The following is a 25,674-nucleotide window of genomic DNA, read 5'->3' as shown; positions in this document are numbered from 1 at the left end:
GTTTCCCGGGTGACCACCGAGACGTTCCGCGACGCCTGGGGCATCCCCCACCTGCGCGCGTCCAGCGCCCGCGAACTCGCCCGTGTCCAGGGGCGGATCACCGCCCACGACCGGGCCTGGCAGCTGGAGGTCGAGCGGCACCGCGCCCAGGGAACCTCCGCCTCCTTCCTCGGCGCCGAGGCCCTCTCCTGGGACGTCTTCGCCCGCCGGGCCCGGCTGGAGGACACCGCCCGCCGCTGCTTCACCGCGCTGGAACGCCGGGACCCGGAGACCGCCGACTGGGTGCGGGCGTACGTGGACGGGGTCAACGAGGGTCTGCCCGCCGGCGCCCGCCGTGCACCCGAGTTCGCCCGCACCGGCCTGGCCGCCGGCCGCTGGCAGCCCTGGACGCCGCTCGGCGTCTGGCTCGGCACGCACATCCTCTTCGCCGGCTTCCCCGCCAAGCTCTGGCGCGAGCAGGCGGTACGGCACCTCGGTCCCGACGCCGTCGGCCTGTTCGCCACCGACGGGCCCGGTACCGCGGGCAGCAACGGCTGGCTGGTCACCGGCGACCGCACCGCCACCGGGCACGCCCTCATCGCCGGCGACCCCCACCGCTTCATCGAGGACCCCGGGGTGTACCAGCAGATCCGCCTGGCCTGCCCCGAGTTCGACGTCATCGGCCTGGCCGTGCCCGGCGTCCCCGGCATCGCCCACTTCGGCCACACCGGCACGGCCGCCTGGGCCATCACCAACGCCATGGCCGACTACCAGGACCTCTACCGCGAGCGCCTCCGCCGCACCGGCGCGGGCGTCGAGTCCCTCTCCCCCGACGGCACCTGGCACCGGGCCGCCCGCCACACCGAAACGGTCCACATCGCCGGCGAACCCCCCATCGAGGTCGAGGTCGTCGAGACCGCCCGGGGCCCGGTGATCGCGGGCGGCCCGGAGGGCCTTGAGGCCACCGACGCCCAACCCGGCCGGTCCCCCGCGCCGGAGGCGACCGCCGTCGCCGGCGGGGACGGCCCATCGGGGCCGCCCGCACCCGGCGACCGGAGCCGCACGGGTGCGGGTGGGGGAGCACTCGGGACCACCGAAGGCGGGGCCGAGGCGCTGGCCCTCCGTTACCCGCCCCGCGTCACGGAAGACCTCGGCTTCAGCGCCCTCCTCCCCCTTCTCCGCTCCCGCACCGTCGCCGACATCGACCGCGCCCTGGACGCCTGGACCGAGCCGGTCAACGTCGTCCAGGCCGCCGACACCGAAGGCGGCGCCCTGCACCGCGTCGCCGGCCACGTCCCGGTCCGCGCCGCGGCCAACCGCCTCCGTCCGGTCCCCGCCTGGGAGCCGGGCCACGCATGGCACGGCACGCACGAGACGCCGTACGCCCGCCCGGCCACCGAGGACGGCATCGCGGTGATGGCCAACGCCCGCGGCCTCGCCACCCCCCTCGGCGTCGAGTTCGCCCCGCCCCACCGTGCCGCCCGCATCCGCGCCCTGCTCGACGCGCGCCGCACCTGGACCGCCGACGGCATGCCAGCGATCCACACCGACACCCGTCTCGGCTCCGCCGCCCCCCTCCTGGACCGGATCGCCGCGCTCACCGGCCTCACCCCCGCCGCCGCGGCCCTCCGCGACCGCCTGCTCGCCTGGGACCGCCGCATGGGCGCGGACAGCACCGACGCGGCGGCGTACGCGGCGGTGCGCGGCGCGGTCGTACGCCGGCTCGCCGCCCACCCGGTCTTCGCCCCGCTCACCGAACCCCCGGCCTACCCGGACGTCCTGCTGCCCTGGCTGGCCCTCGTCCCGCGCATCGGCCACGCCCTCGAACACCTGCTGCGCGCCGAGGACCTGTACGGCATCGACCGCGCGGAAGCCGTCCGGGCCGCCCTGGAGGAGACCGCCGCCGCACCCCCCGCCGCCCCCTGGTCCGCCACCCACCGCCTGGCCCCCTGGCGGGCGCTGCCGACCGAGCCGTACACCGCGGCGGACGAGCCCGGTCTCGCCGGTGACCACGACTGCGTGCTCTGCACCTCCGCCGTCCCCGGCCTCACCGACCGCGCCGCCCGCGGCCCGGCCGCCCGCTACGTCTGGGACCTGGCCGACCGCGACAACAGCCGCTGGGTGGTCCCCTTCGGTGCCGACGGCGTACCCGGCGCCCCCCACCACCGCGACCAACTCCCCCTGTGGCTGGCGGGAGAACTGGTCCCGGTGGTCACCGACTGGGCCCGGCTCGTCCCCGAGCAGACCGATCCGACCGCCACCGACCCCACCGAGGAATCCGATGACTGACCTGCACGTCCAGCACATCGAGGGCTACGGCACCGTCCGTGTCCGCCCCCTGGACCCGGAGGGCGACGCGGACCTGGTCCACGCCTGGGTGAGCGACGAACGCGCCGCGTTCTGGGGCATGAACGGCCTCACCAGAGCCCAGGTCGCCGAGATCTACACCCACATGGCCACCCTCGGCACCCACCAGGCCCACCTCGTCACCAAGGACGGCGAACCGGCCGCCCTCCTCCAGACGTACGAGCCCTCCGCCGACCGGGTCGGCGAGTGTTACGAGGTCCGCCCCGGCGACCTCGGCGTCCACCTCCTGCTCGCCCCCGCCGGCCCCGACGGCCCGCGCCCCGGCTGGACCTCCGCGCTGCTGACGGCGATCACGTCGTACGCGCTGCTGGTGCTGGACCGCCGCCGGACCGTGGTCGACCCGGACGTGCGCAACACCAAGGCGATCGCCCGCTTCGAACGCCAGGGTTTCCGCCGCGGCCCCACCGTCGTCCTGCCCGAGGTCGACCTGCCCGACGTGTACCTCCCGGAGAAGCGGGCACAACTCGCCTTCCTCGACCGGGCGGTGGCCTTCCCGGGATGACGGCGCCCGAAGAGCCGACCGCCCTCTTCCGTGCTCGGCTTCGCTCGCGCGGGGGCACTCCACCGGCCTCGAACCCCCGCGCGGCGAGGTCGGCCTGTGCCGGCGTACCTTGACCGGGCGGCGGCCCTGAGCACACCGGCGGTTCTCCGCGTACCTGTAGGGAGGCAGTTGGCACGGGTGCGCGTGTGCCTGCAGGGAGGCAGTCGGCACGGGTGCGTGTGTGCCTGTACGGAGGCACCGCCACAGGTGCGCGTGGGGACGGAGGTTGACGACGGTGCTGCGCGACGGAGACCGGCGACCGGGACGACGGCGAGGACCGCGGGACCCACGCGGGCCGATGCCCGCACCCCGCGCGCTCCTGCCCCGCCCCCTTCCCCGCTCTGCCCTCCGCCCGGTCCTCCTCCCGGTTCTCCTCCTCCCGGCCCTCCTGCTCGGGCTGCTCCTCGGCACCGCGGCCCCCGCCTCGGCCCACGCCGCCCTGCGCTCCACGGACCCCGCCGACGGATCCGTCCTGCCCAGCGCCCCCCGCCACGTCACCCTCACCTTCACCGAGTCGGTCGGCCTGCTGAACGACTCCTTCCGGATCTACGACCCCGGCAACCGCCGCATCACCACCGGCCCCGCCGACCACGCCCCCGGCCGCTCCGACACGGCCCGCGTCGGCCTCCCCGCACGCCTCGCCACCGGCACGTACACGGTCGCCTGGCGGGTGGTGTCGGCCGACAGCCACCCGGTGTCCGGCGCCCTGACCTTCTCGGTCGGCAAACGCACGGCGGCACCCGCGGCCCCGCCCACGGACCGCGCGGAGGACCGGGCGACCACGGCCCTGCACACCATCGCGCGCTACCTCGCCTACCTCTCCCTGGCCCTGCTCCTGGGCGTGGCCGCGTTCGTGGCGTACTGCCGCCCGCCGGCCACCGCCCACCTGCGCACCCCCGTCCTGGCCGCCGCGGCCGCCCTCCTCGTCTCCAGCGCCGCCCTGTACCTCCTGCGGGCGCCCTACGAGGAGGCCGCCGCCCCGACGACCGCCTTCTCCCTCTCCGCCCTCACCCACACGGCGACGACCCGTCCCGGCCGGCTGCTCCTGCTCCGCCTGGCGCTGCTGCTCCTGGCCGCGGCCGTCGTGACGGTCCTGCGCAAGCGACCCACGCGGCTTCCGCGCCGGGCCGGCCTCGCCGCGGCCACGGTCCTCGCCGTGGCCCTGTCCCTGACCTGGTCGGCGTCCGACCACGCCTCGGCGGGCATCCAGGTCCCGGCGGCGATCGTCTCGTCCACCCTGCACCTGCTGGCCATGGCGGCCTGGCTGGGCGGTCTGGCCGCCCTCCTGTGGACCCTGCGGCGCATCCCGGAGCCGGCCGGCCTGCCCGCCTCGGTCCCGGCCCGCTTCTCCCGCCTGGCGTTCGTCTCGGTGACGGTCCTGGTGGTGACCGGCGTCTACCAGTCCTGGCGGGGCCTGGGGTCCTGGCAGGCGCTCACGGACACGACGTACGGCCGTACCCTGCTGGCCAAGCTGGCCGCGGTCATCGCCCTGCTCCTGGCGGCGGCCTGCTCCCGGACCTGGACCGGCCGCCTGATCCGGGCCGCCGCGGCCACCCCCGCCCGCGTCCCCGAACCGGCCACCGGGCCCCCGCTCCCCGAGCCGCCCCCGGCGCCGCCCGCGAACCCGGCCCTGGCCCTCCTGCGCCGCTCGGTGCTGCTGGAGGCGACGGCCGCGCTGCTGGTCCTGGCCCTGACCACCCTGCTGACCAGCACCGTGCCGGGCCGCGCGGCGACGGAGTCGGTCCAGGCCGCCGCCGCCCCGGCGACCGGCATCCCGACCGCCTCCGTCACCACGATCCCCTTCGACACCGGGACCCCCGGCGGCCGGGGAAGGGTCCAGATCACCCTGGATCCCGGCCGCGTCGGCACCAACTCCGTGCAGGCGGTGATCTACGGGCCCGACGGCGGCCTGTCAACCGTCCCCGAACTCCGTGTCACCCTGACGCTCCCCGCCCAGCGCGTCGGCCCCCTGGACACCAGGGTCACCGACCAGGGCGGCTACTGGTCCGCCCCCTCCTTCACCCTGCCCCTGCCCGGCACCTGGACGATGAAGGCCATGGTCCGGGTGTCCGACCTGGACCAGGTGACGGTGTCGGCGCCGGTGCGGGTGACGCGCTGACTCAGACGGCGTGCAGGAAGAGCTGCGGCGACCAGCCGGTGCAGTGGGGCCCCTCGTCGATGGAGCGGGCGCACGCCCTCACCTTGAAGTTCCAGTCGCCGTGCGCGGGCCCCTGCACGGTCGCGACCTGGCGTTCGCCCATGCCCATCTGCCAGGTGAACCAGCCGAACCGGGACGGATACGTGTAGCTGATCTCGTAGTAGGCGTAGCGGGGGTTGGAGTAGCCGCCGTAGTACACCTTGAGCGTGTTGGTGCAGCCGTCGAAGCGGGCACCGGCGTACGGGGTGTAGGTGTACTTGTACCGCGGGGGCACACCGCCGATGTTGGTCCCGCCGCCCGGCGGGAACGCGTCACGGTACGTACACAGGGTCGCGGGAGCGGATCCCGGCTCCTTGGCCTGCCCGGCCGCGGTCGCCACGCCGTCCACCGAGGCGACGGGAAGCAGCAGCACGGCCGCAGCGGCCACAGTGGTCAACGAGCGCCTCATGGCCCTCACCTCCAACGAGAGATGCCTCTGTCACCACCGTGCGCTTGCGTCCCCCAGGTCGCATCCGGGAGCCGCGGATCTCCGGTCACCGGTCCGGCAGGGGCCGCCAGTGCGCGAGCTTGTGCAGTGCGGCCGCGGTGCCGGCGAAGCCGTCGTCACCGAGGAGAGAGCGCATCTCGGCGTTGAACCGGTCGATCTCCGGAGCGGCGGCGCGCACGGCGGCCGCGCCCGCGTCCGTCAGCTCCAGGACGACCGCACGGTGGTCGTGCGGATGGGCCCGCCTGGCCACGAGCCCGGCCGCGGTGAGCCGGGCGACCAGCGGCGTCACCGCGGACTGGCGCAGGCCGAGGGTCCGGGCGAGTTCCTGCTGGGTCAGGCCCCGCTGGTCGCGTACGGCGAACAGGGCGCCGAGCTGGGCGGTGGTGACCCCGGCGGCGGCCAGGCAGCGGCGGTCCGCGGTCAGGCGCAGGGTGTGGGCGGCGCGCTGCAGGAGGAAGAACAGGCGGTGGTCGGGTTCGGGCGGCATGGTCCGATCTTGACAGGGTGAACCGCGCGGCACGATGCTCAGTTCACTAGTGAAGTGAGGTGGCAGTGAACGCCCGCACCCTGGATCTCGACCTTGCCCGTCAGGCGCTGGCCTCCCAGCCCTTCAGCGTCTACCTCGGCGCCCGGCTGACGGCCTTCGGCGACGGCGCCGCCACCCTGGAGCTGGACGTGCGCGAGGAGCTGCGCCAGCAGAACGGCTTCCTCCACGGCGGAGTCCTCGGCTACGCCGCCGACAACGCCCTCACCTTCGCCGCCGGCACGGTCGCCGGCCCCCGGCTGCTCACGGCCGGATACACCATCGACTACCTGCGCCCCGCCCGGGGCGAGGTGCTCCGCGCCCACGCCCAGGTCGTACGCCCCGGCCGCACCAGGGTCGTCTGCCGGTGCGACCTGTACACGATCGACGCCGCCGGCGACGCGACCCTCTGCGCCGTCGCCCAGGGCGCCATCGCCCTCACCCCCGACGTCCGTTCCCAGCCGGCGGGCGGCCGGCTCACGGAGATCCCCGCCGGATCACCGAATCACCCGCCGAGGACCTCCACGCCAGTCGGTACAGAAGGAAGTGCGGGATCCCGGCGGTGAAGTCGCCGCTCCCGTCACCGCACTACGGCCCGGCGAGACCCGGCCAGAGGCCTGTCGCCGGTGGTGATGCCGAACCCGGCGGGGCCGGGCGCACGTCCACTTCACCGCGCTGGACGAGCCTTCCCCGGCCGACGCGGGAAGCGTGACACCGCCGGCACGTCAACCGACGCAGAGGCCCAGCAGGCAGAGCTGGGTGGGCGACGTCGCCGCCGGGGCGGGCGCGGTCCCGGAGGTGTCCGCTTCCCTGCCGCCGGTCGCCGGGGCCGGGGCCGGTGGGGTCGCCGTGTCGGTGCGGCTCGGGGCCGGTTCGTTCGTGTTCGCCGTACCGCCGGAGGACGCGGCTGTGGTGGTCCGCTGCTCCGAGGACGACGCGACGGCCGGACGGGCGGAGGGGACGGCCTTCGGCCGGATCACCGGCGGCGCGGTGCCGGGCGGGGCGGGGAGGGTCTGGTGCCGAGGGGTGGCGCTGATCGCTGCGTGTCTCGCGGGTGCGGTGCGGGGCGCGCGATGCTCGGGGGCCTGCGGGGCTTGCGGGGCCGACTGGGCGGGCTCCGTCTCCACCCGCTCCCTCGCGGCGCCCATGCTCCGGTCCTCCGGTGCGGTGGCCGCGTGCGCCTGGCCGGTGGTGTGCCGGTCCAGTGTGGCGAGCGACAGGCCGCCGCCGACGAGTGCGAAGGCGGTGGCGACCATGGCCCGCCGCTGGTGTTTCCTGAGACGGGCGAGCTGGCGGCGGCGTGCCGCCCTGCCCGGCCGCGCGGGTGATACGCCAGCGGTGCCGGCGGCCGGCCCGGTGGCGGACCCCGTGTCCTGCTCCGGCTCGGACTCACCGCCCTGGGGGAATCCGTCGCCGCTGGTCCCGGGCGACGTGACGGTGGACGCACCCGTGGTGGTCGACTCGGCGGACAGGTCGGGGCCGACGCGATCGGTGAGGACCGGCGGCGCGATGTCCGGGGCGTATGCACCGCACCCGGGACACACCAGGGCGCCATTGAGATGCCGACGACACGTGGAGCAGTAGTCCATCTGTGGTCTTCCTCGGTTGACTGCACCGTCGGCCCGCCCGGGCCACGGCCTGGTCACGCTCGTACAGGGAGTCGAGTCGAGCGGCCAGCAACGCTAACGAGCCCTTTGAGAGGCTGTGTGCAGCCTGTGTGATGCTCCTGCGCAGATCCCCGGACCCCGGTGGCCGCCGGAGTGACCCCAGGCGCGGTCCGGTGCGCACCCTCCGGGGGAGGCGCGTGGTGCACCCGGTCCATGCATGTGACGGGAGTCATGCTCCGGAAAGCCGCTCAGCAAGTCGGAGACGCGCTCTGGGCACCGTCCGGAGCGGGCCGGAAGACAACTGAGACGGAAACTGCGACGGACGAACGCCAGAGGGCCGGACCACTTTCATGGTCCGGCCCTCTTGGCTGGCGGAGGATACGAGATTCGAACTCGTGAGGGGTTGCCCCCAACACGCTTTCCAAGCGTGCGCCCTAGGCCTCTAGGCGAATCCTCCGCCGGAAACATTACATGACCGAGGGGAGTGCTCGCGAACCCGTTCCCGCAGGCCCGCATCCGTTACAGCCCGCGGGCCGCGATCGGGTACTGTGGGCGCAGCCCCTCACGCGGCGCTATCTGACTGAACTCCCCCAGGGCCGGAAGGCAGCAAGGGTAGGTCGGCTCTGGCGGGTGCGTGGGGGGCGCTTGCGTTCCCGGGGCCGGGAGGCGGGTGCCGGGGCCGGTGGGCCGCGGGCGGAGCCCGTTGTCAGTGCGCGCCATTAACCTCGTATGCGTGTCGTCTCTCGCGCTGTACCGCCGCTATCGCCCGGAGACCTTTGCCGAGGTCATCGGGCAGGAGCATGTCACCGACCCGCTGCAGCAGGCGCTGCGGAACAACCGGGTCAATCACGCCTACCTGTTCAGCGGTCCGCGTGGCTGTGGCAAGACGACCAGCGCGCGCATCCTGGCCCGCTGCCTGAACTGTGAGCAAGGTCCCACCCCGACCCCCTGCGGCGACTGCCAGTCCTGCCGGGACCTGGCCAGGAACGGGCCGGGTTCGATCGACGTCATCGAGATCGACGCGGCCTCTCACGGTGGTGTGGACGACGCCCGTGAGCTGCGCGAGAAGGCCTTCTTCGGCCCGGCGAGCAGCCGGTACAAGATCTACATCATCGACGAGGCCCACATGGTCACGTCGGCCGGCTTCAACGCGCTGCTCAAGGTGGTCGAGGAGCCGCCCGAGCATCTGAAGTTCATCTTCGCGACCACCGAGCCCGAGAAGGTCATCGGCACCATCCGGTCGCGCACCCATCACTACCCGTTCCGGCTCGTGCCCCCCGGCACGCTCAGGGACTACCTCGCCGAGGTGTGCCGGAAGGAGGACATCCCGGTCGAGGACGGCGTGCTGCCGCTCGTCGTGCGCGCAGGCGCCGGCTCCGTGCGTGACTCCATGTCCGTCATGGACCAGCTCCTCGCCGGTGCCGGAGCGGACGGTGTGACGTACGCCATGGCCACCTCCCTCCTCGGCTACACCGACGGCTCTCTCCTCGACTCGGTCGTCGAGGCCTTCGCCACCGGTGACGGCGCCGCCGCCTTCGAGGTCGTCGACCGCGTCATCGAGGGCGGCAACGACCCGCGCCGCTTCGTCGCCGACCTGCTGGAGCGGCTGCGGGACCTGGTGATCCTGGCCGCCGTTCCGGACGCCGTGGACAAGGGGCTCATCGACGCCCCGGTCGACGTCCTGGAACGCATGCAGGCCCAGGCCGAGACCTTCGGCGCCGCCGAGCTGAGCCGCGCCGCCGACCTGGTCAACGAGGGCCTGACCGAGATGCGCGGCGCCACCTCCCCGCGCCTCCAGCTGGAACTGATCTGCGCCCGTGTCCTGCTCCCGGCCGCCTACGGCGACCAGCGGTCCGTCATGGCCCGCCTCGACCGCCTGGAGCGCGGCATCGGCTTCTCCGGCGGTGCCGGCGCGCCCGCCATGGGGTACGTCCCCGGCCCGGACGCCCACGGCGGCGCCCTCCCGGCGGGCATGGGTGCGGGGGTGCGCGCGGGTGCCGGCGGTGTGCCCGTGCCGCCCGGCGGCGGCCCTGCGGCGGCACGTGCGGCGGTCCACGCCGCGGGCGCTCCCGGCGCTCCGGCCGGACCCAGTGTCCCCACTGGTCCCGCCGGTACGGGCGCCCCCGCTGGTCCGGGGGCCCCGGCCGAGCCGGCCCCTGCGGCTGCGCCCGTCCCCGCCGCCTCCGGCGCCCCCGCACCCACGACGACCGCCCCGGCCCCCACCCCTGCTCCCACCCAGCAGCCCCCTGCCACCACCGCCCCGGCCCCCGGCGCCTGGCCCACCGCCGCCTCCGCAGGCAGTGGCCGGCGCCCCGGTGGCTGGCCCACGGCCGCCGCTCCGGCGGGTGGCCGGCCGGGCCCGGCCGAGAGTCCCGGCCGTGCGGCCCCGGCCCAGCCCGCCCCCGCGGCCCCCGCCCCCATGGCCACCGCCGCCCAGCCCCCGGCCCCCGCCCCCACCGGCGGTCTCGACCCCCGCGCGCTCTGGCCGAACATCCTGGAGGCCGTCAAGAACCGCCGCCGCTTCACCTGGATCCTGCTCAGCCAGAACGCCCAGGTGACCGGCTTCGACGGCACCACCCTCCAGCTCGGTTTCGTCAACGCCGGCGCCCGTGACAACTTCGCAGGCAGCGGCAGCGAGGACGTGCTGCGCCAGGCGCTGGCCGAGCAGTTCAACGTGCAGTGGAAGATCGAGGCGCTCGTCGACCCGTCCGGCGGCGGCTCCGCCCCGCCCGCGGGCGGGTCACCCGGCTACGGGGGAGGCGGCGGCTACGGCGGCGCACCCACCGCCACCCACGGCACCGCCCCGGGCGGCGGCCCCGGCAGCGCTCCCGGCGGTGGCTACGGCGCCCCGGCGGCCCCCCGCCCCGCGCCCGCCCAGGCGTCGCCCCAGGCCCCCGGCCACCAGGGCGGCGCTCCGGCCGCGCCCGCCCCCGCACCCCGGCCGGCCGCCGCGCCCGAGCCGCCGCCCGTCGCCCCCGAGGACGACATCCCCGAGGACGACGACCCGGATCTGGACGAGTCGGCGCTCTCCGGCCACGAGCTGATCGTGCGGGAGCTGGGGGCGACGGTGGTCGAGGAGTTCTCCAACGAGTGAGGGCCTTCCGGCCCGGGCCGGAAGGCCTGCGGAGCCGCCTCCAGTGCCCTCTTTGGAGGAAGCTCCGACAAACCCGGCCCCCGGCCTTCGGCAACCTTGCCATTAGGCTGACCCCGTGAAGGTCCTCGTCATCGGCAGCGGCGCCCGCGAACACGCCCTGTGCCGCTCCCTGTCCCTCGACCCCGACGTCACCGCGCTGTACTGCGCCCCCGGCAACGCCGGCATCGCCGAGGTCGCCGAGCTGCACCAGGTCGACGCGCTCGACGGTGCCGCGGTGGCCGGGCTCGCCACCCGCCTCGGTGCCGAGCTGGTCGTCGTCGGCCCGGAGGCCCCGCTGGTCGCCGGCGTCGCCGACGCCGTCCGCGCGGCGGGCATCCCGGTGTTCGGCCCCTCGGCACAGGCCGCGCAGCTGGAGGGGTCCAAGGCCTTCGCCAAGGACGTCATGGCGGCGGCCGGCGTGCCGACCGCCCGCTCCTACGTCTGCACCACCGCCGAGGAGGTCACCGAGGCGCTCGACGCCTTCGGTGCCCCCTACGTCGTCAAGGACGACGGCCTGGCCGCCGGCAAGGGCGTCGTCGTCACGAGCGACGTCGAGGCGGCCAGGGCGCACGCCGCCGCCTGCGAGCGGGTCGTCATCGAGGAGTACCTCGACGGCCCGGAGGTCTCCCTCTTCGCCGTCACCGACGGCGAGACCGTCGTACCGCTCCGGCCCGCCCAGGACTTCAAGCGCGCCCTGGACGGCGACGAGGGCCCGAACACCGGCGGCATGGGCGCGTACTCGCCGCTGCCGTGGGCCGACCCGAAGCTGGTCGACGAGGTGCTCCAGACCGTGCTGCAGCCCACGGTGGACGAGATGCGCCGCCGGGGCACGCCGTTCTCCGGGCTGCTCTACGCCGGTCTCGCGATCACCTCGCGCGGCGTGCGGGTCATCGAGTTCAACGCCCGCTTCGGCGACCCCGAGACCCAGGTCGTGCTGGCCCGGCTGAAGACCCCGCTGGCCGGTGTCCTGATGGCCGCCGCCACCGGCAACCTCGCCGACCTGCCGCCGCTGCGCTGGAGCGAGGACGCGGCCGTCACCGTCGTCGTCGCCTCGCACAACTACCCCGGCACCCCCCGCACCGGCGACCCGATCACCGGCCTGGACGAGGTGGCCGCCGAGGACGCCCCGCACGCGTACGTGCTGCACGCGGGCACCCGGCAGGAGGGCGACGCGGTCGTCAGCGCGGGCGGGCGTGTGTTGTCCGTCACGGCCACCGGCAAGGACCTGGCCGAGGCGCGCGAGCGCGCGTACCGGGCGGTGGGCCGGATCCGGCTCGACGGCTCCCAGCACCGCACCGACATCGCGGCGAGGGCGGCGCAGTCCGCGGACGCCTGAGCACCCGTCTGACCTGCCCGTACGCCTCCCAGGCCCCGGATCCACAATCCGGGGCCTGATCTTTGCTGTCTGTCACCCAGCTCTGACCAAAGCCATTCCATCGAGTGAGCAATCGCCCGTACGGCTGACGGGGGCGGGGGCCCCAACTAGGGTGCCGCGCAAGCGTTCCGGCACTTGGCCCACCGGCATTGCGATGTCAGTCGCGGGTGCCACAGTGGGGGAGTGAGCAAGACCAGGGCAGCACGCGATCGGCAGGGAGGGGGCGAGGTCGGCACGTGACCGGAATCGGTGTGGAGGCGGGCGCACAGGCCGCGCGCTCCCGGGCCCTCGCCGTCCTGCGGGTCCGGGGCCGGGCGCTGGCCGTGGCCCTGCTGCCCGCGGGTGCCGCGGTGATCCTGTTCACCGGCGTCTCCACCGGCCGCCTCGTCGGCCCGGGCTGGGACGCCGCCCGGTGGATCGTCGGCGCGCTCGCGGTGCTGGTGCTGCTGGCCGCGGCGGGCATCGCCGTGGTCGTGGCCCGGGCCCGCCCCGCCATGAGCCCCACGGTGCCGATCGCGGAGAACTCCGCCCCCGATCTGTACCGGATGGTGCGCGACCTGGCCGAACGGCTGGACGTGCCGGCGCCCTCGGCCATAGCGCTCACCCCCGACTGCGACAGCTGGCTGGAGGACCGCGCCCACTCGGCCCACGGCCCGCCCCCGCGTCCGGCGCCCGACGAGATAGCGGGTCCCGGCCGCCGCCGGACCCCGGTCGCCCCGGTCCTCGTCATCGGCTCACCGTTCCTGTGGTGGATGCGCGTGGGCGAGCTGCGCGCGGTCCTCGCCCCGGTCATCGCGGGTACGGGCCCCTCGGCGCACCCGGACATAGCGGCCGCCCGCCGTTTCGTGCGCGGCCTGGACGCGGCCGTGGCCGTCGCCTCGACTCCGGGCCGGTGCCCGCTGGTCCGCGGGCTGTGCGCGGCCCTCGGCTGGGTGGCCCGGCTGCTGCTGCGCGGCTGCCGCGAGCATGCGACACAGATGGAGCGCGGGGTCGCGGCGGCGGCGGCCGAGCGCGCCCAGGCGGTGGACTACGGGCTGCGGATCGTCGCCCAGGAGCAGGTCGGGCTCGCGTACGCCGGCTGGGACCGGCTGCTGACCCGGGTGGCGCTGCCCGCCTGGCGCATGGGCCGCTGGCCGTCCCGGCTGGACGCGGGCGTGGTCGCGGCGCTCACCGAGCTGTCCCGCCGCGACCGGCTCGCCGAGGGCTTCACCTCCCGGCTCGGCGAGCGCCCCGCCTGCGATCTGCTGGAGGAACCCGGCGCGGTGGACGAGGCGACCTCGCTGCTCGCCGCCCGGCTCTTCCACGGCGGCCCCGCCGAGTCCGGGCCCGACTGGGCGCCGGTCGACTGGCAGGCGTATCCGGAGGAGGTCGTGGACCGCACCTGGCGCACCGACGCGGCCCGCCTCCACCGGGTCCTGGACTCCCTGGGCGTCCGCCCCTCCCTGACAGGCACCCCCGACCCCGGCGGCCCCACCCTCGCCCGAGTCCTGAACCACCTGGCAGAGCCCCTCAAACGAGCCCCCGCCGACGAGACGTCCCCCCACCCGGCCCGCCAACCCGCCGACGCCGAGGCATCCCCCGATCCCACCCGCCAAGCCGCCGACGGCGAGCACCCCGCACCGGGGCCATCCGCACCCGACGACGAAAGCCGCACGGGTGGTGCTGGTGGGAACACGGACGCCGAAGGCGAAGCCGAGGCGGACCCGGCGGAAGCCACCGGCACGGAACCCGGCACCCCCCGCAGCGCCGCCCTGGCCGCAGGCCTCAGCGCCGAGCTGGCCCGCGAGGGCACGACGGCCACCGGCCAAGCCCCCGACACCAGCCGCTGGGACGACTCCGACCTGCCCCCCTTCCCGCTGCAACCCCATCGCACCGCCCGCGAACTCCTCGCCGACCACGTCACGGCGATGGTGTGCTGCGCGGCCGTGGACACCGCCGGCGCGGCCCCCGCCCTGGACTGGCTGGACGGCCCGTCCCTGCTGCTGGGCGGCGAGCGGGCCGCCGATCTGGCCCCCAGGGTCCGCAGCCTGATCGAAGAGGGGGACCCGGGCCCGCTGCGCGACTGGCTGGCCGCGTCCGGAATACGCCCGGAGAAGCCCGTGAGACTCGTCTGAGCCGCAGCGGACCCCACCCGGCGGCCGAGGAAGCCCGCCGGCAGGCAGCGCGGAGACTGCCACGAGCCCCTGCAGGGCCGCGTGACGCCTCCCGCACCCCCGCCTTCACCGTCGTAACGGAAAGCCGACTTCCAGTTCAGGTCAATTCGCAACGACTAGTGACCGGGCCCGTGCGTTATGTGATGTGCTGGGACCGACCACGCCTTTGGCAAAGGCATGCGACATACGACAGCACGACCGGGCACGAACAGCACCCGAGCACGCAACGGCGCAACGGGAAGCGCACGAAGCGCAGGAAGCGTGCATCGAGAGCCACCAACAGCACAGTGAGAACAGCGAGCACCACCGACACAGGCACGGGGGCATGAGGGAGGGGAGCGACCATGGCCTCGGACCACATCCGCCGCTGGGAGTCCGGAGCACTCGCGCACGCCGTCACGGACCCCTTCGGTCAGGGCCCGGTGCCCTGGCTGCGCGGCAGTGAGACGTACTTCGACGACACCGGCCACGTCGTGCCGTGGTACGTCGACCCCAGCCCGCAGCAGCCGACCGGCGGTGCCGGCAGGCGCGTCCCCGTGCCGCGTGCGGCCGACGCCGGCCCCCGCACGGCCGACGACGTGCACCGCCAGATCAAGGGCTTCACGTCCACCGGCGCGGTCGCGCCCGGCGAGGCGATCGACTTCCACATCACGGTCGACCCGCCGCAGGAGTTCAGCGTCGACATCTACCGCATCGGCCACTACGGCGGTGACGGCGCCGCCAAGATCACCACCAGCCCCCGGCTCTCCGGGATCGTCCAGCCGCCGCCGCTGACCGCCGACCGCACGGTCTCCTGCCACCACTGGTGGCTGTCCTGGCGCCTCCAGGTGCCCTCCTACTGGAGCATCGGCGCCTACGTGGCCGTCCTCACCACGGCCGACGGCTACCGCTCCCACGTGCCGTTCACGGTCCGCGACGACCACCCCGCCGACCTCCTGCTGCTGCTGCCGGACATCACCTGGCAGGCGTACAACCTGTACCCGGAGGACGGCCACACGGGCGCCAGCCTCTACCACGCGTGGGACGAGAAGGGCCGGCTGCTCGGCGAGGCCGACGCGGCCACCACGGTCTCCTTCGACCGCCCCTACGCGGGTGCGGGCCTTCCCCTGCACGTCGGTCACGCCTACGACTTCATCCGCTGGGCCGAGCGCTACGGCTACGACATCGCCTACGCCGAGGCCCGCGACCTGCACGCCGGCCGGATCGATCCCACCCGCTACCGGGGCCTGGTCTTCCCCGGCCACGACGAGTACTGGTCGGTGCCGATGCGCCGGGCCGTCGAGGACGCCCGCGACCGGGGCACCTCGCTGGTCTTCCTCTCCGCCAACACCATGTACTGGCAGGTGGACCTGGGACCCTCCCCGTCCGGTGTCCCGCACCGGCTGCTGACCTGCCGCAAGCGCAAGGGCCCGGGCCGGCCCGTGCTGTGGCGGGAGATCGACCGGCCGGAGCAGCAGCTGGTCGGCGTCCAGTACGCGGGCCGGGTGCCCGAGCCGTACCCGCTGATCGTCCGCAACGGCGGTCACTGGCTGTGGGAGGCGACCGGCGCGCACGAGGGCGACGAGATCGCGGGCCTGGTCGCCGGCGAGGCGGACCGTTACTTCCCGCGCACCCCGTTGCCCGAGCACGACGAGCGCATCCTGCTCGCCCACTCCCCGTACACCGACAACGACGGCGTCCTGCGCCACCAGGAGACATCCCTGTACCGGGCCCCGTCCGGCGCCTGGGTGTTCGCCTCCGGCACCTTCGCCTGGTCCCCGGCCCTGGACCGCCCCGGCCATGTGGACGCCCGGATCCAGCGGGCCACGGCGAACCTGCTGGACCGCATCTGCAAACGCGACTGACCCCCCGGGCGCGCGCCCTATCACCCCCATACGGGAGAATCGAGGCACTTGGTCAGAACCACGGGGAGGAACCGTGTCCGGATTCGTAGAAAAGCCCGAGCCCATCGAGGTTCCGGGCCTGGTGCACCTGCACACCGGAAAGGTGCGCGAGCTGTACCAGAACGAGGCGGGCGACCTCGTGATGGTCGCCAGCGACCGCATGTCCGCCTACGACTGGGTGCTGCCCACGGAGATCCCCGACAAGGGCCGGGTGCTCACCCAGCTCTCCCTGTGGTGGTTCGACCAGCTGCGCGACCTCGCCGAGAACCACGTCATCAGCACCGAGCTGCCCGAGGGCGCCCCGGCCGACTGGGCGGGCCGCACCCTGGTCTGCAAGTCGCTGAAGATGGTCCCGGTGGAGTGCGTGGCCCGTGGCTACCTCACCGGCTCCGGCCTCGCCGAGTACCAGGAGTCCCGTACGGTCTGCGGCCTCGCCCTCCCCGAAGGCCTCGTCGACGGCTCCGAACTCCCCGCCCCGATCTTCACCCCGGCCACCAAGGCCGAGGTCGGCGAGCACGACGAGAACGTCTCCTACGAGGAGGTGGCCCGCCAGGTCGGCGCGGAGACCGCCGCCCAGCTGCGCCAGGCCACGCTCGCGGTGTACTCCCGCGCACGGGACATCGCCCGGGACCGGGGGATCATCCTGGCCGACACCAAGTTCGAGTTCGGCTTCGACGGCGACACCCTCGTCCTCGCCGACGAGGTCCTCACCCCGGACTCCTCCCGCTTCTGGCCGGCCGACCAGTGGCAGCCGGGCCGCGCCCAGCCGTCGTACGACAAGCAGTACGTCCGTGACTGGCTGACCTCGCCGGCGTCCGGCTGGGACCGCAGGAGCGAGCAGCCCCCGCCGCCGCTGCCGGAGGAGGTCGTCGCGGCGACCCGGCAGAAGTACGTCGAGGCCTACGAGCACCTGACGGGCACCAGCTGGTCCTAGGGCCTGTCCGACAAATCCCGTCTGCCGCGCGACGCCATGCACGCACTCTCGCCGCACCGGCCCCAGACCCGAGTACGTCCAGTACGAGGGCCCGGGGCCGGCACTCCCCCAGCCTCCGGCCGGGGGGACCCCCAGAGCACGCACCTGACGCCGCACGGCCGCCCTTCGGGCGACGACGCGCATTGTCAGTCAGGCCCCTAGGGCACGAAAAAGACCCCGGTCCAGTGGACCGGGGTCTCATCCCGAGCGGACGACGAGGCTCGAACTCGCGACCTCAACCTTGGCAAGGTTGCGCTCTACCAACTGAGCTACGTCCGCAGTGCGCCGTTGCGCGAGAGCAACTATACCCAACCTCGGGCGCGTGCGAGACGCACTGCCGCATGACGGTTCTCGACCCCGAGCTTCGAGACGGCCGAGGAGAGGTAGTTCCGCACGGTCCCCGGCGACAGCGCGGCCCGCTCGGCGATCTCCGCGACCGGCGCTCCGTCGGCGGCCAGCTCCAGCACCTCGGCCTCCCGCGCGGTCAGCGGCGAGTCCCCGGCGGAGATCGCGTCGGCGGCCAACTCCGGGTCGACGTAGCGGCTTCCGGAGTGCACGGTCCGGATGATCTCGGCGAGCCGCTGCGCACTGACGGTCTTCGGGACGAACCCGCGCACACCGGCCGCGAGCGCCCGTTTCAGATGCCCGGGCCTGCCGTGCCCGGTGACGATCAGCACCTGGCAGCCGGGCAGTTCGGCGCGCAGGGATGTGGCGACCTTCACACCGTCGGCGCCCGGCATCTGCAGGTCCAGCACGGCCACGTCGGGTTCGTGCGCCCGGGCCATGGCCAGCGCCTCGGGCCCGCTCGCCGCCTCGGCGACGACCAGCAGGTCGTCCTCCAGGGACAGCAGCGCGGCCAGCGCACCCCGGATCAGGTGTTCGTCGTCGGCGAGCAACAGCCGTACCGGAGCGCTCACGGGATGACTCCTCTCACAGTCGTCGGGACTCACGGGCGTCAGGAGCTCCTCGTCGTCAAGGGTTGACGGTCGTCAGGGGTACTTCCGCCACCAGCCGGAACCGGTCCCGGCCGGCCACCAGCCCGGCCTCCAAGGTCCCGCCCACGGCGGCCAGCCGCTCCCGCAGCCCGGTGATGCCCGAGCCGCCACCGCCACCGCCGGCCGCCACGGCACCGGCACCGTCGTTCTCCACCGTCAGCACCACATGCCCCTCGTGCACCGCGAGTTCCACCTCGCACCGGCCCGCGTCCCCGTGCCGCAGCACGTTGGTGGTCGCCTCGCGCACCACCCAGCCGAGCGCGGACTGCACCTCGGCGGGCAGCCCGCCGGTCTCCGCGCGCACCTCGCAGTCGATCCCGGCGGCGGTCAACACGCCCTGTGCCCCGGCGAGTTCGGCACCGAGGTCGGCCTCCCGGTACCCGCGCACGACGGCCCGCACCTCGCGCTGGGACTCCTGGGCGATGCGCTGCACCTCGATCATCTGCTCCACGGCCTCCGGCCGCCCCCGCCGGGCCAGTTGCACCGCCAACTCGCTCTTCAGGGAGATCACCGACAGGTTCCGGCCCAGTACGTCGTGCAGGTCCCGCCCGAACCGCAGCCGCTCCTCGGCGACGGCGAGCCGGGCCTCCACCTCGCGGGCCCGTTCGGCCTCCCACAGCACGGCCAGGGTCCAGGCGCCGCAGCGGCATGCGAGCAGCGAGAACACCGTCTGGAAGGCGACCATCAGACCGGTCACGAGGATCCCGGCGCCGTCGGGGTCGGCGAGTCCGACGGCGCCCATGAGCAGCACCCCGAGCAGTGCCGCCCCGCGCAGGAACACCCGTACCGGGACGGCGAGTCCGTAGAGCACGCCGAACGGCAGCAGGGCGGCGCCGATCGCCAGCCGGACCGTCACCGGGTCGGCCGCGTCCAGCGCGGCGAGGGCCACGAGCAGCGCCAGCGCCAGCCCCAGCAGGAGGGCCGGGAGGCCGTGCGCCCGGGCCGGCAGCCGGGCGCGCCCCAGGTAGTGGTCGAGCGCGGGCCGGGTCAGCCGGTTCGAGACCGCGCACTGCAGGGCCGCCACCAGGAGGAGCAGCGCGCCGAGGACGAGGGACACGGGCCGGTGGTCGAGCCCGCCGACCAGGGGGAGCAGCAGCCAGCCGAGCGAGAAGAACCAGGTCGTGCCGTACCAGGTGACGACCGTGTACAGCTCTACCCGCTCCGCCTTGCTCCGCTCCCGCCAGTGCCGCTGCTGCCACCGCCGTATCCGCCCCACCACGCGCCCCCCGATCTTCAGCGCCGGGGCTCCCACCGGAACCACCGCCGTACAGCAAACACCGCCACCGCGGTCCAGGCCAGCGCGGTCGCGAGGGCGCCGAACGCCTCGTACGCGCTCAACCCGCCGGTCCAGCCCGCCCGGACGAGCCGGATCGCGGGGGACAGCGGGAGCAGCTCGCAGACGGAGGCGAGCTTCTCCGGCATGACCTCGGTGGGGAACATGATCCCCGAGCCCATCATCGACACGAACACCAGCGGCAGCCCGGTGACCTGGCCGCTCTCCACGGTCCGGGTGACGGACGCGGTGAGCGCGGCGAGCGCGGCGCTCAGCACCAGCCCGGCCGCCAGCCCCAGCAGGGTCAGGTACGGCGCCTCGGGTGCCCCGGCGTTCAGCAGCACCGCGCATCCGATGCCCAGCACCAGGGCCTGCGCGAGGCCCAGGGTCACGGCGGGCAGGGCGGTGCCGGTGAGGATCTCGGTGTCGGTCAGTTCGCCGGTGCGCAGCCGCTTGAGGACGAGTTCCTCGCGGCGGGCGACGTAGGCGTTGACGAGCGAGGAGTAGACGGCGAACAGGAAGGCGAAGCCGACCGCGGCCGTGAACATGGACGCGCCGACGCTGATGCCCTTCTTCTCCAGGTCCAGCTGGTCGAGGGCCGGCCGCACGCTGAACGGCAGCCCGAGCGGCACCAGGAGCGCGGTGAACACGACCCCGCGGTTGCGGGCGAGAAGGGTCAGCTCGGCCCGTGCCAGCGCGCGCAGCCGCCGTACGGACGGGGCGAGGGCGGGACTGCTCATGCCGCCACCTCCTTGCCCCGCTCCCGGCTTCCTTCGAGTGGGGGGACCCCCGTCCGCGCGATCCCGAGGAAGGCCTCCTCCAGCGAGGCCGAGCGCACGTCCAGGCCGCGCAGTTCGACACCGGTCCGCTCGGCCCAGGTGAGCACGGCGGTGGCGGTCCGCTGGAGTTCGCGGGTGCGCAGCCGCACCACCCGGCCGTCGCTCTCGTGTCCGCAGACGCCGAGGTCGGCGAGGGGCGGCAGATCGCCGAGGAAGTAGCCGTCGGGCAGTTCGAAGGACATCCGGGAGGGGCGGCCCGCGGTGACCTCGGCCGGTGTCCCGGAGACGGCGATCCGGCCCTCGTGCAGGATGGCGAGCCGGTCGGCCAGGTCCTCGGCCTCCTCCAGGTAGTGCGTGGTGAGCAGCACGGTGGTGCCCGCGGCGCGCAGAGCGCGGACCAGTTCCCAGGTGTCCCGGCGGCCCTCCACGTCGAGTCCGGTCGTCGGCTCGTCGAGGAACAGCACCTCGGGATCGCCGAGCAGGGCGAGCGCCAGGTCCAGGCGTCTGCGCTCCCCGCCGGACAGCTGCTTGACCCGCACCCCGGCCCTGCCCGTGAGCCCGACGAGTTCCAGCACCTCGGCCTCCGGCCGGGCCCGGCTGGTGCAGCCGGCCCACAGCCGGGCGGTCTCCGCGACGGTCAGCTCGGCGGGGAAGCCGCCCTCCTGGAGCATCACGCCGGTGCGGGGCCGTACGGCGGCCCGCTCGCGGTGGGGATCGTGGCCGAGCACCCGGACCCGGCCGCCGGCCGGTGCCGCGAGCCCTTCCAGCAGCTCGACCGTCGAGGTCTTTCCGGCGCCGTTGGTGCCCAGCAGGGCGAAGATCTCTCCGCGTGCCACGGAGAAGGTGATTCCGCGTACGGCCTCGAACCCGCCCCCGTAGACCCGCCTGAGGTCGGTGACCTCGATGACGTTCTCGTGTTCGTCGGTGTGCATGACACCAGCGTCCCGGCGGCACGGCCCGCCCGGCAGTGCGCGGTGTCACCGCTCGGCATGACAAATGTCAGAGGCGCCCGGCCGGACCGGCAACAGAAAGACCCCGGTCCAGTGGACCGGGGTCTTGTCCCGAGCGGACGACGAGGCTCGAACTCGCGACCTCAACCTTGGCAAGGTTGCGCTCTACCAACTGAGCTACGTCCGCACTGCTCCCGATCGGCTCCCACCGATCGGTGCGAGCACCAGCCTACCTGATCCACAACAGTGGTCGTGTCGGTGGTGCGGAGCGGGTGACAGGAATCGCACACTGCGCCTTCCCCCTGGAAGGGGGATGTTCTACTACTGAACTACACCCGCACGGTCCTCGGGATCCGGTCTTTCGGCCTCGCCCCTCGGCGTGTCCCAGACACTAGCTGATCAGCAGGGGGGTAGCGCAAGTCGGCTCCCCTCCGGACCCGGTATGCCCCAAGTGCACGGTCCCCAGGGCCCTCTGACGGGCCCTGAGGACTCGCCCCTTCGCGGGCTCACTGCGCGGCGCTGAACGCCTCGTAGACCTTCTTCGGGATGCGTCCACGGGCGGGGACGTCCATCTTGTTGGCCTGGGCCCAGGCGCGGACGGCCGCCGGGTCGGGTGCGACCTCCGTCTGCTTGTACGCCTTGCCGGAACGCGACCGCTTGCGGCCGGCCTCGACGTACGGCGCGAGCGCCTTGCGCAGTTTCTCGGCGTTGGTTTCGTTCAGGTCGATCTCGTACGACTTGCCGTCGAGTCCGAAGGCGATCGTCTCCGCCGCTTCCGAGCCGTCGATGTCGTCAAAGAGAGTGACCACGACCTTTTGCGCCACGAATATCGGTCCCTTCGTGCGGCACGTCGTTACAGCTCATGGCCGCCGACGTGCCGAGTATCGGCTATTGCCAATTCATTTGTACAGTGCCCGGCAATGCAAAGTGAAGCCCGACTAAATCCGTCCGCGTGTCCGGGCGCAATAGGTGTGACGGACGGACTGTGGAACTTTCCCAGAAGTTTTCGCGGGCGGGCGGCTTCGACACCCGATCGTGATGCGCCTCACGTACTTTCCTCCAACTCTACTCGCGTAGAAATTTTGTGCGGGTAGTCTGAAGGAACCTGCTCAGCACCACACACCGGGAGTGCCAGTGGCACGCGTCGTAGTCGACGTCATGCTCAAGCCGGAGATCCTCGACCCCCAGGGCCAGGCGGTCCAGCGTGCGCTGCCCCGCCTGGGATTCGAAGGGATCTCGGACGTACGTCAGGGAAAGCGTTTCGAACTGGAAGTTGACGGGCCGGTGGACGAAGCCGCGCTCGCCCGGATCCGCGATCTTGCGGAATCCTTCCTTGCCAACACCGTGATCGAGGACTTCACCGTCCGGGTCGACGAAGTCGCGGAGGCGACGAAGTGACCGCTCGTATTGGCGTCGTCACTTTCCCGGGCAGCCTGGACGACCGGGACACCCAGCGCGCGATCCGCCTCGCGGGCGCCGAGCCGGTCGCCCTCTGGCACAAGGACCAGGACCTCAAGCAGGTCGACGCCGTGGTGCTGCCCGGCGGTTTCTCCTACGGCGACTATCTGCGGGCCGGCGCCATCTCCCGCTTCTCGCCGGTGATGGAGACGGTCATCGAGCAGGCGAAGGCCGGCCTGCCGGTCCTCGGCATCTGCAACGGCTTCCAGATCCTCACCGAGGCCCACCTCCTTCCGGGCGGGATGCTCGGCAACGACCACCTCCACTTCATCTGCCGCGACCAGAAGCTGCGGGTGGAGAACGCGGAGACCTCCTGGACCGGCGACTACCGCGCGGGCCAGGAGATCCACATCCCGCTGAAGAACATGGACGGCCGGTACGTAGCCGACCGGTACACGCTGGACAAGCTGGAGGCCGAGGGCCGCGTGGTCTTCCGGTACCTCGACTTCAACCCCAACGGCTCGCTCAACGACATCGCCGGCATCACCAACGAGGCCGGGAACGTCGTCGGCCTCATGCCGCACCCCGAGCACGCCGTCGAGCCGCTGGTCGGTACGGGCCGTACCGACGGGCTCCCGTTCTTCACCTCGATCCTCAAGAAGCTGGTCAACGCATGAGCCGGACGCCTCTGGACACGGTCGAGCACGCGGCCGCGACCCCCGACGTCGAGCTGCCCTGGGCCGAACTGGGCCTGAAGAAGGACGAGTACGAGCGCGTGGTCGAGATCCTCGGCCGCCGGCCCACCGGTGCCGAACTCGCCATGTACTCGGTCATGTGGTCCGAGCACTGCTCGTACAAGTCCTCCAAGGTGCACCTGCGCCAGTTCGGCGAGAAGGCGCCGCAGAGCGACGCCCTGCTCGTCGGCATCGGCGAGAACGCCGGTGTGGTCGACGTCGGCCAGGGCTACGCGGTCACCTTCAAGGTCGAGTCGCACAACCACCCGTCGTACGTCGAGCCCTACCAGGGCGCGGCCACGGGTGTCGGCGGCATCGTCCGCGACATCATCGCGATGGGCGCCAGGCCGGTGGCCGTGGTCGACCCCCTGCGCTTCGGCGCGGCCGACCACCCCGACACCAAGCGCGTCCTGCCGGGCGTCGTCGCGGGCATCGGCGGCTACGGCAACTGCCTGGGCCTGCCCAACATCGGCGGCGAGGTCGTCTTCGACTCCTGCTACCAGGGCAACCCGCTGGTCAACGCCGGTGCCATCGGTGTGATGCGGCACGAGGACATCCACCTCGCGAAGGCCTCCGGCGCGGGCAACAAGGTCATCCTCTACGGCGCCCGGACCGGCGGCGACGGCATCGGCGGCGCGTCGATCCTGGCCTCCGAGACCTTCGACGACGCCAAGCCGTCGAAGCGCCCGGCCGTCCAGGTCGGTGACCCCTTCCAGGAGAAGCTGCTCATCGAGTGCACCCTGGAGGCGTTCAAGGAGAAGCTGGTCGTCGGCATCCAGGACCTCGGTGCGGCCGGTCTGTCCTGTGCCACGTCCGAGCTGGCCTCCAACGGCTCCGGCGGCATGCGCGTCACCCTGGACGACGTCCCGCTGCGCGACTCCACGCTCTCGCCCGAGGAGATCCTCATGAGCGAGTCGCAGGAGCGCATGTGCGCGGTCGTGGAGCCGGAGAAGGTCGACCGCTTCCTGGAGATCTGCGCGAAGTGGGACGTCATCGCCACCGTCATCGGTGAGGTGACCGACGGCGACCGCCTGGAGATCTACTGGCACGGCGAGAAGATCGTCGACGTCAACCCGCGCACGGTCGCGCACGAGGGCCCGGTCTACGAGCGCCCGTACGCCCGCCCCGAGTGGCAGGACGCCCTCCAGGCCGACGACGCGAACAAGCTGCCCCGTCCGGAGACCGGCGAGGAGCTGAAGGGCCAGGTCCTGAAGCTGGTCGGCTCGCCGAACCAGGCCTCCAAGAAGTGGATCACGTCCCAGTACGACCACTTCGTGCAGGGCAACACCGTCCTCGCCCAGCCGGAGGACTCCGGCATGATCCGCGTGGACGAGAAGACCGGTCTCGGTGTCGCCATCGCCACGGACGGCAACGGCCGCTACGCCAAGCTCGACCCGTACACCGGCGCCCAGCTGGCCCTGGCCGAGGCCTACCGGAACGTCGCGACCACCGGCGCCAAGCCGCTGGCCGTCTCCGACTGCCTGAACTTCGGCTCCCCCGAGGACCCGGCGGTGATGTGGCAGTTCGCCGAGGCCGTGCGCGGTCTCGCCGACGGCTGCCGGCAGCTCGGCACCCCGGTGACCGGCGGCAACGTCTCGCTCTACAACCAGACGGGCGAGGCGGCGATCCACCCGACCCCGGTCGTGGCGGTCCTCGGCGTGATCGACGACGTCGCCCGCCGCACCCCGGTCGCCTTCCAGGAGGAGGGCCAGCTGATCTACCTCCTCGGCGACACCCGCGAGGAGTTCGGCGGCTCGGCCTGGTCCCAGGTGATCCACGACCACCTCGGCGGTCTGCCCCCGGCGGTGGACCTGGAGCGCGAGCGCCTGCTGGCCGAGATCCTCATCTCCGCCTCCCGCGACGGGATGATCGACTCCGCGCACGACCTGTCCGACGGCGGTCTCGTCCAGGCGGTCGTGGAGTCGGCGCTGCTCGGCGGCAAGGGCGCGCGTCTGGTCGTACCCGACGGCCTGGACGCCTTCACCTTCCTGTTCTCCGAGTCGGCCGGCCGTGCCATCGTCGCCGTGCCGCGCTCGGAGGAGGTCCGCTTCAACGACATGTGCGGCGCGCGGGGCCTGCCGGCCACCCGCATCGGTGTCGTGGACGGCGACACGGTCGAGGTGCAGGGCGAGTTCACGCTCACGCTGGAGGAGCTGCGCACGGCGCACGAGGAGACGATCCCGGCGCTGCTGGCGTAACCGTCGTACGGCGGTGAAGGCCCCGTCCGGGACACCGGGCGGGGCCTTTGCATGCGGTGGCGGGTCCGCGCCGGTGCCGCCCGCCCGGCGCGGCTCCGGGACCCGGTCGGCGACCGCCGCCGGCGCCCCCGGACGCGCCCGGCAGGGTTGCGGCCCGGTCGAAAAGGG

19 protein-coding genes, 4 tRNA genes, 1 other RNA gene and 1 pseudogene are annotated in these 25,674 nt (G+C 73.6%); 13 read left to right on the top strand and 12 right to left on the bottom strand.

Going from position 1 to position 25,674, the window contains the following annotated elements:
* The first annotated feature begins 9 nt into the window (after positions 1–9).
* The 3 genes from S1361_RS19415 to S1361_RS19405 all read left to right on the top strand — a co-directional run bounded on the left by S1361_RS19415 (position 10) and on the right by S1361_RS19405 (position 5,006).
* Positions 10–2,268 carry a penicillin acylase family protein gene (locus S1361_RS19415; protein WP_208033089.1) on the top strand — a complete coding sequence of 753 codons (2,259 nt, stop codon included), beginning with the start codon at positions 10–12 and terminating at the stop codon, positions 2,266–2,268.
* Positions 2,261–2,848, top strand: a complete 588-nt coding sequence (locus S1361_RS19410; RefSeq protein ID WP_208033088.1) for a GNAT family N-acetyltransferase — start codon at positions 2,261–2,263, stop codon at positions 2,846–2,848. The genes S1361_RS19415 and S1361_RS19410 overlap by 8 nt, the downstream gene beginning before the upstream one ends.
* Positions 2,849–3,185: 337 nt before the next feature.
* Positions 3,186–5,006: a copper resistance CopC/CopD family protein gene (locus S1361_RS19405; RefSeq protein ID WP_208033087.1), complete on the top strand. Its 1,821-nt coding sequence runs from the start codon at positions 3,186–3,188 to the stop codon at positions 5,004–5,006.
* Position 5,007: 1 nt separating this feature from the next.
* On the opposite strand, the gene S1361_RS19400 is transcribed toward S1361_RS19405, so the two are convergent.
* Both S1361_RS19400 and S1361_RS19395 read right to left on the bottom strand, forming a co-directional pair.
* The gene (locus tag S1361_RS19400; RefSeq protein WP_243769224.1) at positions 5,008–5,493 is read right to left on the bottom strand and encodes a hypothetical protein; all 486 of its coding nucleotides are present in this window, start codon (positions 5,491–5,493) and stop codon (positions 5,008–5,010) included.
* An 85-nt stretch (positions 5,494–5,578) separates the two neighbouring features.
* A complete protein-coding gene (locus S1361_RS19395) occupies positions 5,579–6,019 on the bottom strand; it encodes a MarR family winged helix-turn-helix transcriptional regulator (RefSeq protein WP_208033086.1) in 441 nt (146 codons plus the stop codon).
* Between the two features lie 65 nt (positions 6,020–6,084).
* Between S1361_RS19395 and S1361_RS19390 the strand changes: the two are divergent.
* Positions 6,085–6,495, top strand: a pseudogene (locus S1361_RS19390) (PaaI family thioesterase); the annotation flags it as partial.
* Between the two features lie 285 nt (positions 6,496–6,780).
* On the opposite strand, the gene S1361_RS19385 reads toward S1361_RS19390, so the two are convergent.
* Both S1361_RS19385 and S1361_RS19380 read right to left on the bottom strand, forming a co-directional pair.
* Complete coding sequence (locus S1361_RS19385; protein ID WP_208033085.1) at positions 6,781–7,644, bottom strand: SCO2400 family protein; 864 nt, start codon at positions 7,642–7,644, stop codon at positions 6,781–6,783.
* Positions 7,645–8,031: 387 nt separating this feature from the next.
* Positions 8,032–8,119 (bottom strand) — tRNA-Ser (locus tag S1361_RS19380).
* A 96-nt stretch (positions 8,120–8,215) separates the two neighbouring features.
* Here S1361_RS19380 and ffs point away from each other — a divergent pair.
* From ffs to S1361_RS19350, 6 genes are all read left to right on the top strand, one after another.
* Positions 8,216–8,314, top strand: an RNA gene (gene ffs / locus S1361_RS19375) — signal recognition particle sRNA small type.
* 81 nt (positions 8,315–8,395) lie between these two features.
* Positions 8,396–10,756, top strand: coding sequence for a DNA polymerase III subunit gamma and tau (locus tag S1361_RS19370; RefSeq protein ID WP_208033084.1), 2,361 nt, complete (start codon positions 8,396–8,398; stop codon positions 10,754–10,756).
* Positions 10,757–10,871: 115 nt separating this feature from the next.
* A complete protein-coding gene (gene purD / locus S1361_RS19365; RefSeq protein WP_208033083.1) occupies positions 10,872–12,131 on the top strand; it encodes a phosphoribosylamine--glycine ligase in 1,260 nt (419 codons plus the stop codon).
* Positions 12,132–12,406: 275 nt separating this feature from the next.
* Positions 12,407–14,284: a hypothetical protein gene (locus S1361_RS19360; protein WP_208033082.1), complete on the top strand. Its 1,878-nt coding sequence runs from the start codon at positions 12,407–12,409 to the stop codon at positions 14,282–14,284.
* A 383-nt stretch (positions 14,285–14,667) separates the two neighbouring features.
* Positions 14,668–16,167, top strand: coding sequence for a N,N-dimethylformamidase beta subunit family domain-containing protein (locus tag S1361_RS19355; protein ID WP_208033081.1), 1,500 nt, complete (start codon positions 14,668–14,670; stop codon positions 16,165–16,167).
* Positions 16,168–16,240: 73 nt separating this feature from the next.
* A complete protein-coding gene (locus tag S1361_RS19350) occupies positions 16,241–17,140 on the top strand; it encodes a phosphoribosylaminoimidazolesuccinocarboxamide synthase (RefSeq protein WP_208033080.1) in 900 nt (299 codons plus the stop codon).
* A 245-nt stretch (positions 17,141–17,385) separates the two neighbouring features.
* Here S1361_RS19350 and S1361_RS19345 read toward each other — a convergent pair.
* The 8 genes from S1361_RS19345 to S1361_RS19310 form a co-directional block, all read right to left on the bottom strand.
* A tRNA-Gly gene (locus S1361_RS19345) sits at positions 17,386–17,458 on the bottom strand.
* 23 nt (positions 17,459–17,481) lie between these two features.
* On the bottom strand, positions 17,482–18,096 hold the full coding sequence (locus S1361_RS19340) for a response regulator transcription factor (protein ID WP_208033079.1): 615 nt from the start codon (positions 18,094–18,096) through the stop codon (positions 17,482–17,484).
* Between the two features lie 55 nt (positions 18,097–18,151).
* Positions 18,152–19,426 carry a sensor histidine kinase gene (locus S1361_RS19335; protein ID WP_243769223.1) on the bottom strand — a complete coding sequence of 425 codons (1,275 nt, stop codon included), beginning with the start codon at positions 19,424–19,426 and terminating at the stop codon, positions 18,152–18,154.
* A complete protein-coding gene (locus tag S1361_RS19330) occupies positions 19,408–20,187 on the bottom strand; it encodes an ABC transporter permease (RefSeq protein ID WP_208033078.1) in 780 nt (259 codons plus the stop codon). Before S1361_RS19330 ends, S1361_RS19335 begins: the two co-directional genes overlap by 19 nt.
* The gene (locus tag S1361_RS19325) at positions 20,184–21,158 is read right to left on the bottom strand and encodes an ABC transporter ATP-binding protein (protein WP_208033077.1); all 975 of its coding nucleotides are present in this window, start codon (positions 21,156–21,158) and stop codon (positions 20,184–20,186) included. The genes S1361_RS19330 and S1361_RS19325 overlap by 4 nt, the downstream gene beginning before the upstream one ends.
* A 132-nt stretch (positions 21,159–21,290) precedes the next feature.
* A tRNA-Gly gene (locus S1361_RS19320) sits at positions 21,291–21,363 on the bottom strand.
* Positions 21,364–21,443: 80 nt separating this feature from the next.
* A tRNA-Gly gene (locus S1361_RS19315) sits at positions 21,444–21,515 on the bottom strand.
* Between the two features lie 167 nt (positions 21,516–21,682).
* On the bottom strand, positions 21,683–22,000 hold the full coding sequence (locus S1361_RS19310) for a histone-like nucleoid-structuring protein Lsr2 (protein ID WP_059249902.1): 318 nt from the start codon (positions 21,998–22,000) through the stop codon (positions 21,683–21,685).
* A 310-nt stretch (positions 22,001–22,310) separates the two neighbouring features.
* On the opposite strand from S1361_RS19310, the gene purS reads away from it, so the two are divergent.
* From purS to purL, 3 genes are read left to right on the top strand one after another with little or no spacing between them, the layout of a single operon-like run.
* Positions 22,311–22,574: a phosphoribosylformylglycinamidine synthase subunit PurS gene (gene purS, locus S1361_RS19305; RefSeq protein ID WP_208033076.1), complete on the top strand. Its 264-nt coding sequence runs from the start codon at positions 22,311–22,313 to the stop codon at positions 22,572–22,574.
* Entirely contained in the window at positions 22,571–23,251 is a 681-nt protein-coding gene (purQ, locus tag S1361_RS19300; protein WP_208033075.1) for a phosphoribosylformylglycinamidine synthase subunit PurQ, read from the top strand. The genes purS and purQ overlap by 4 nt, the downstream gene beginning before the upstream one ends.
* Positions 23,248–25,506 carry a phosphoribosylformylglycinamidine synthase subunit PurL gene (purL, locus tag S1361_RS19295; RefSeq protein ID WP_208033074.1) on the top strand — a complete coding sequence of 753 codons (2,259 nt, stop codon included), beginning with the start codon at positions 23,248–23,250 and terminating at the stop codon, positions 25,504–25,506. The genes purQ and purL overlap by 4 nt, the downstream gene beginning before the upstream one ends.
* Positions 25,507–25,674: the final 168 nt, after the last annotated feature.

The sequence above is a fragment of the Streptomyces cyanogenus genome, from assembly GCF_017526105.1.
In the GTDB taxonomy this organism is placed as follows: domain Bacteria; phylum Actinomycetota; class Actinomycetes; order Streptomycetales; family Streptomycetaceae; genus Streptomyces; species Streptomyces cyanogenus.
The sequence above is the reverse complement of the archived record's forward strand: the minus strand, read 5'-3'. Positions and strand labels throughout refer to the sequence as shown.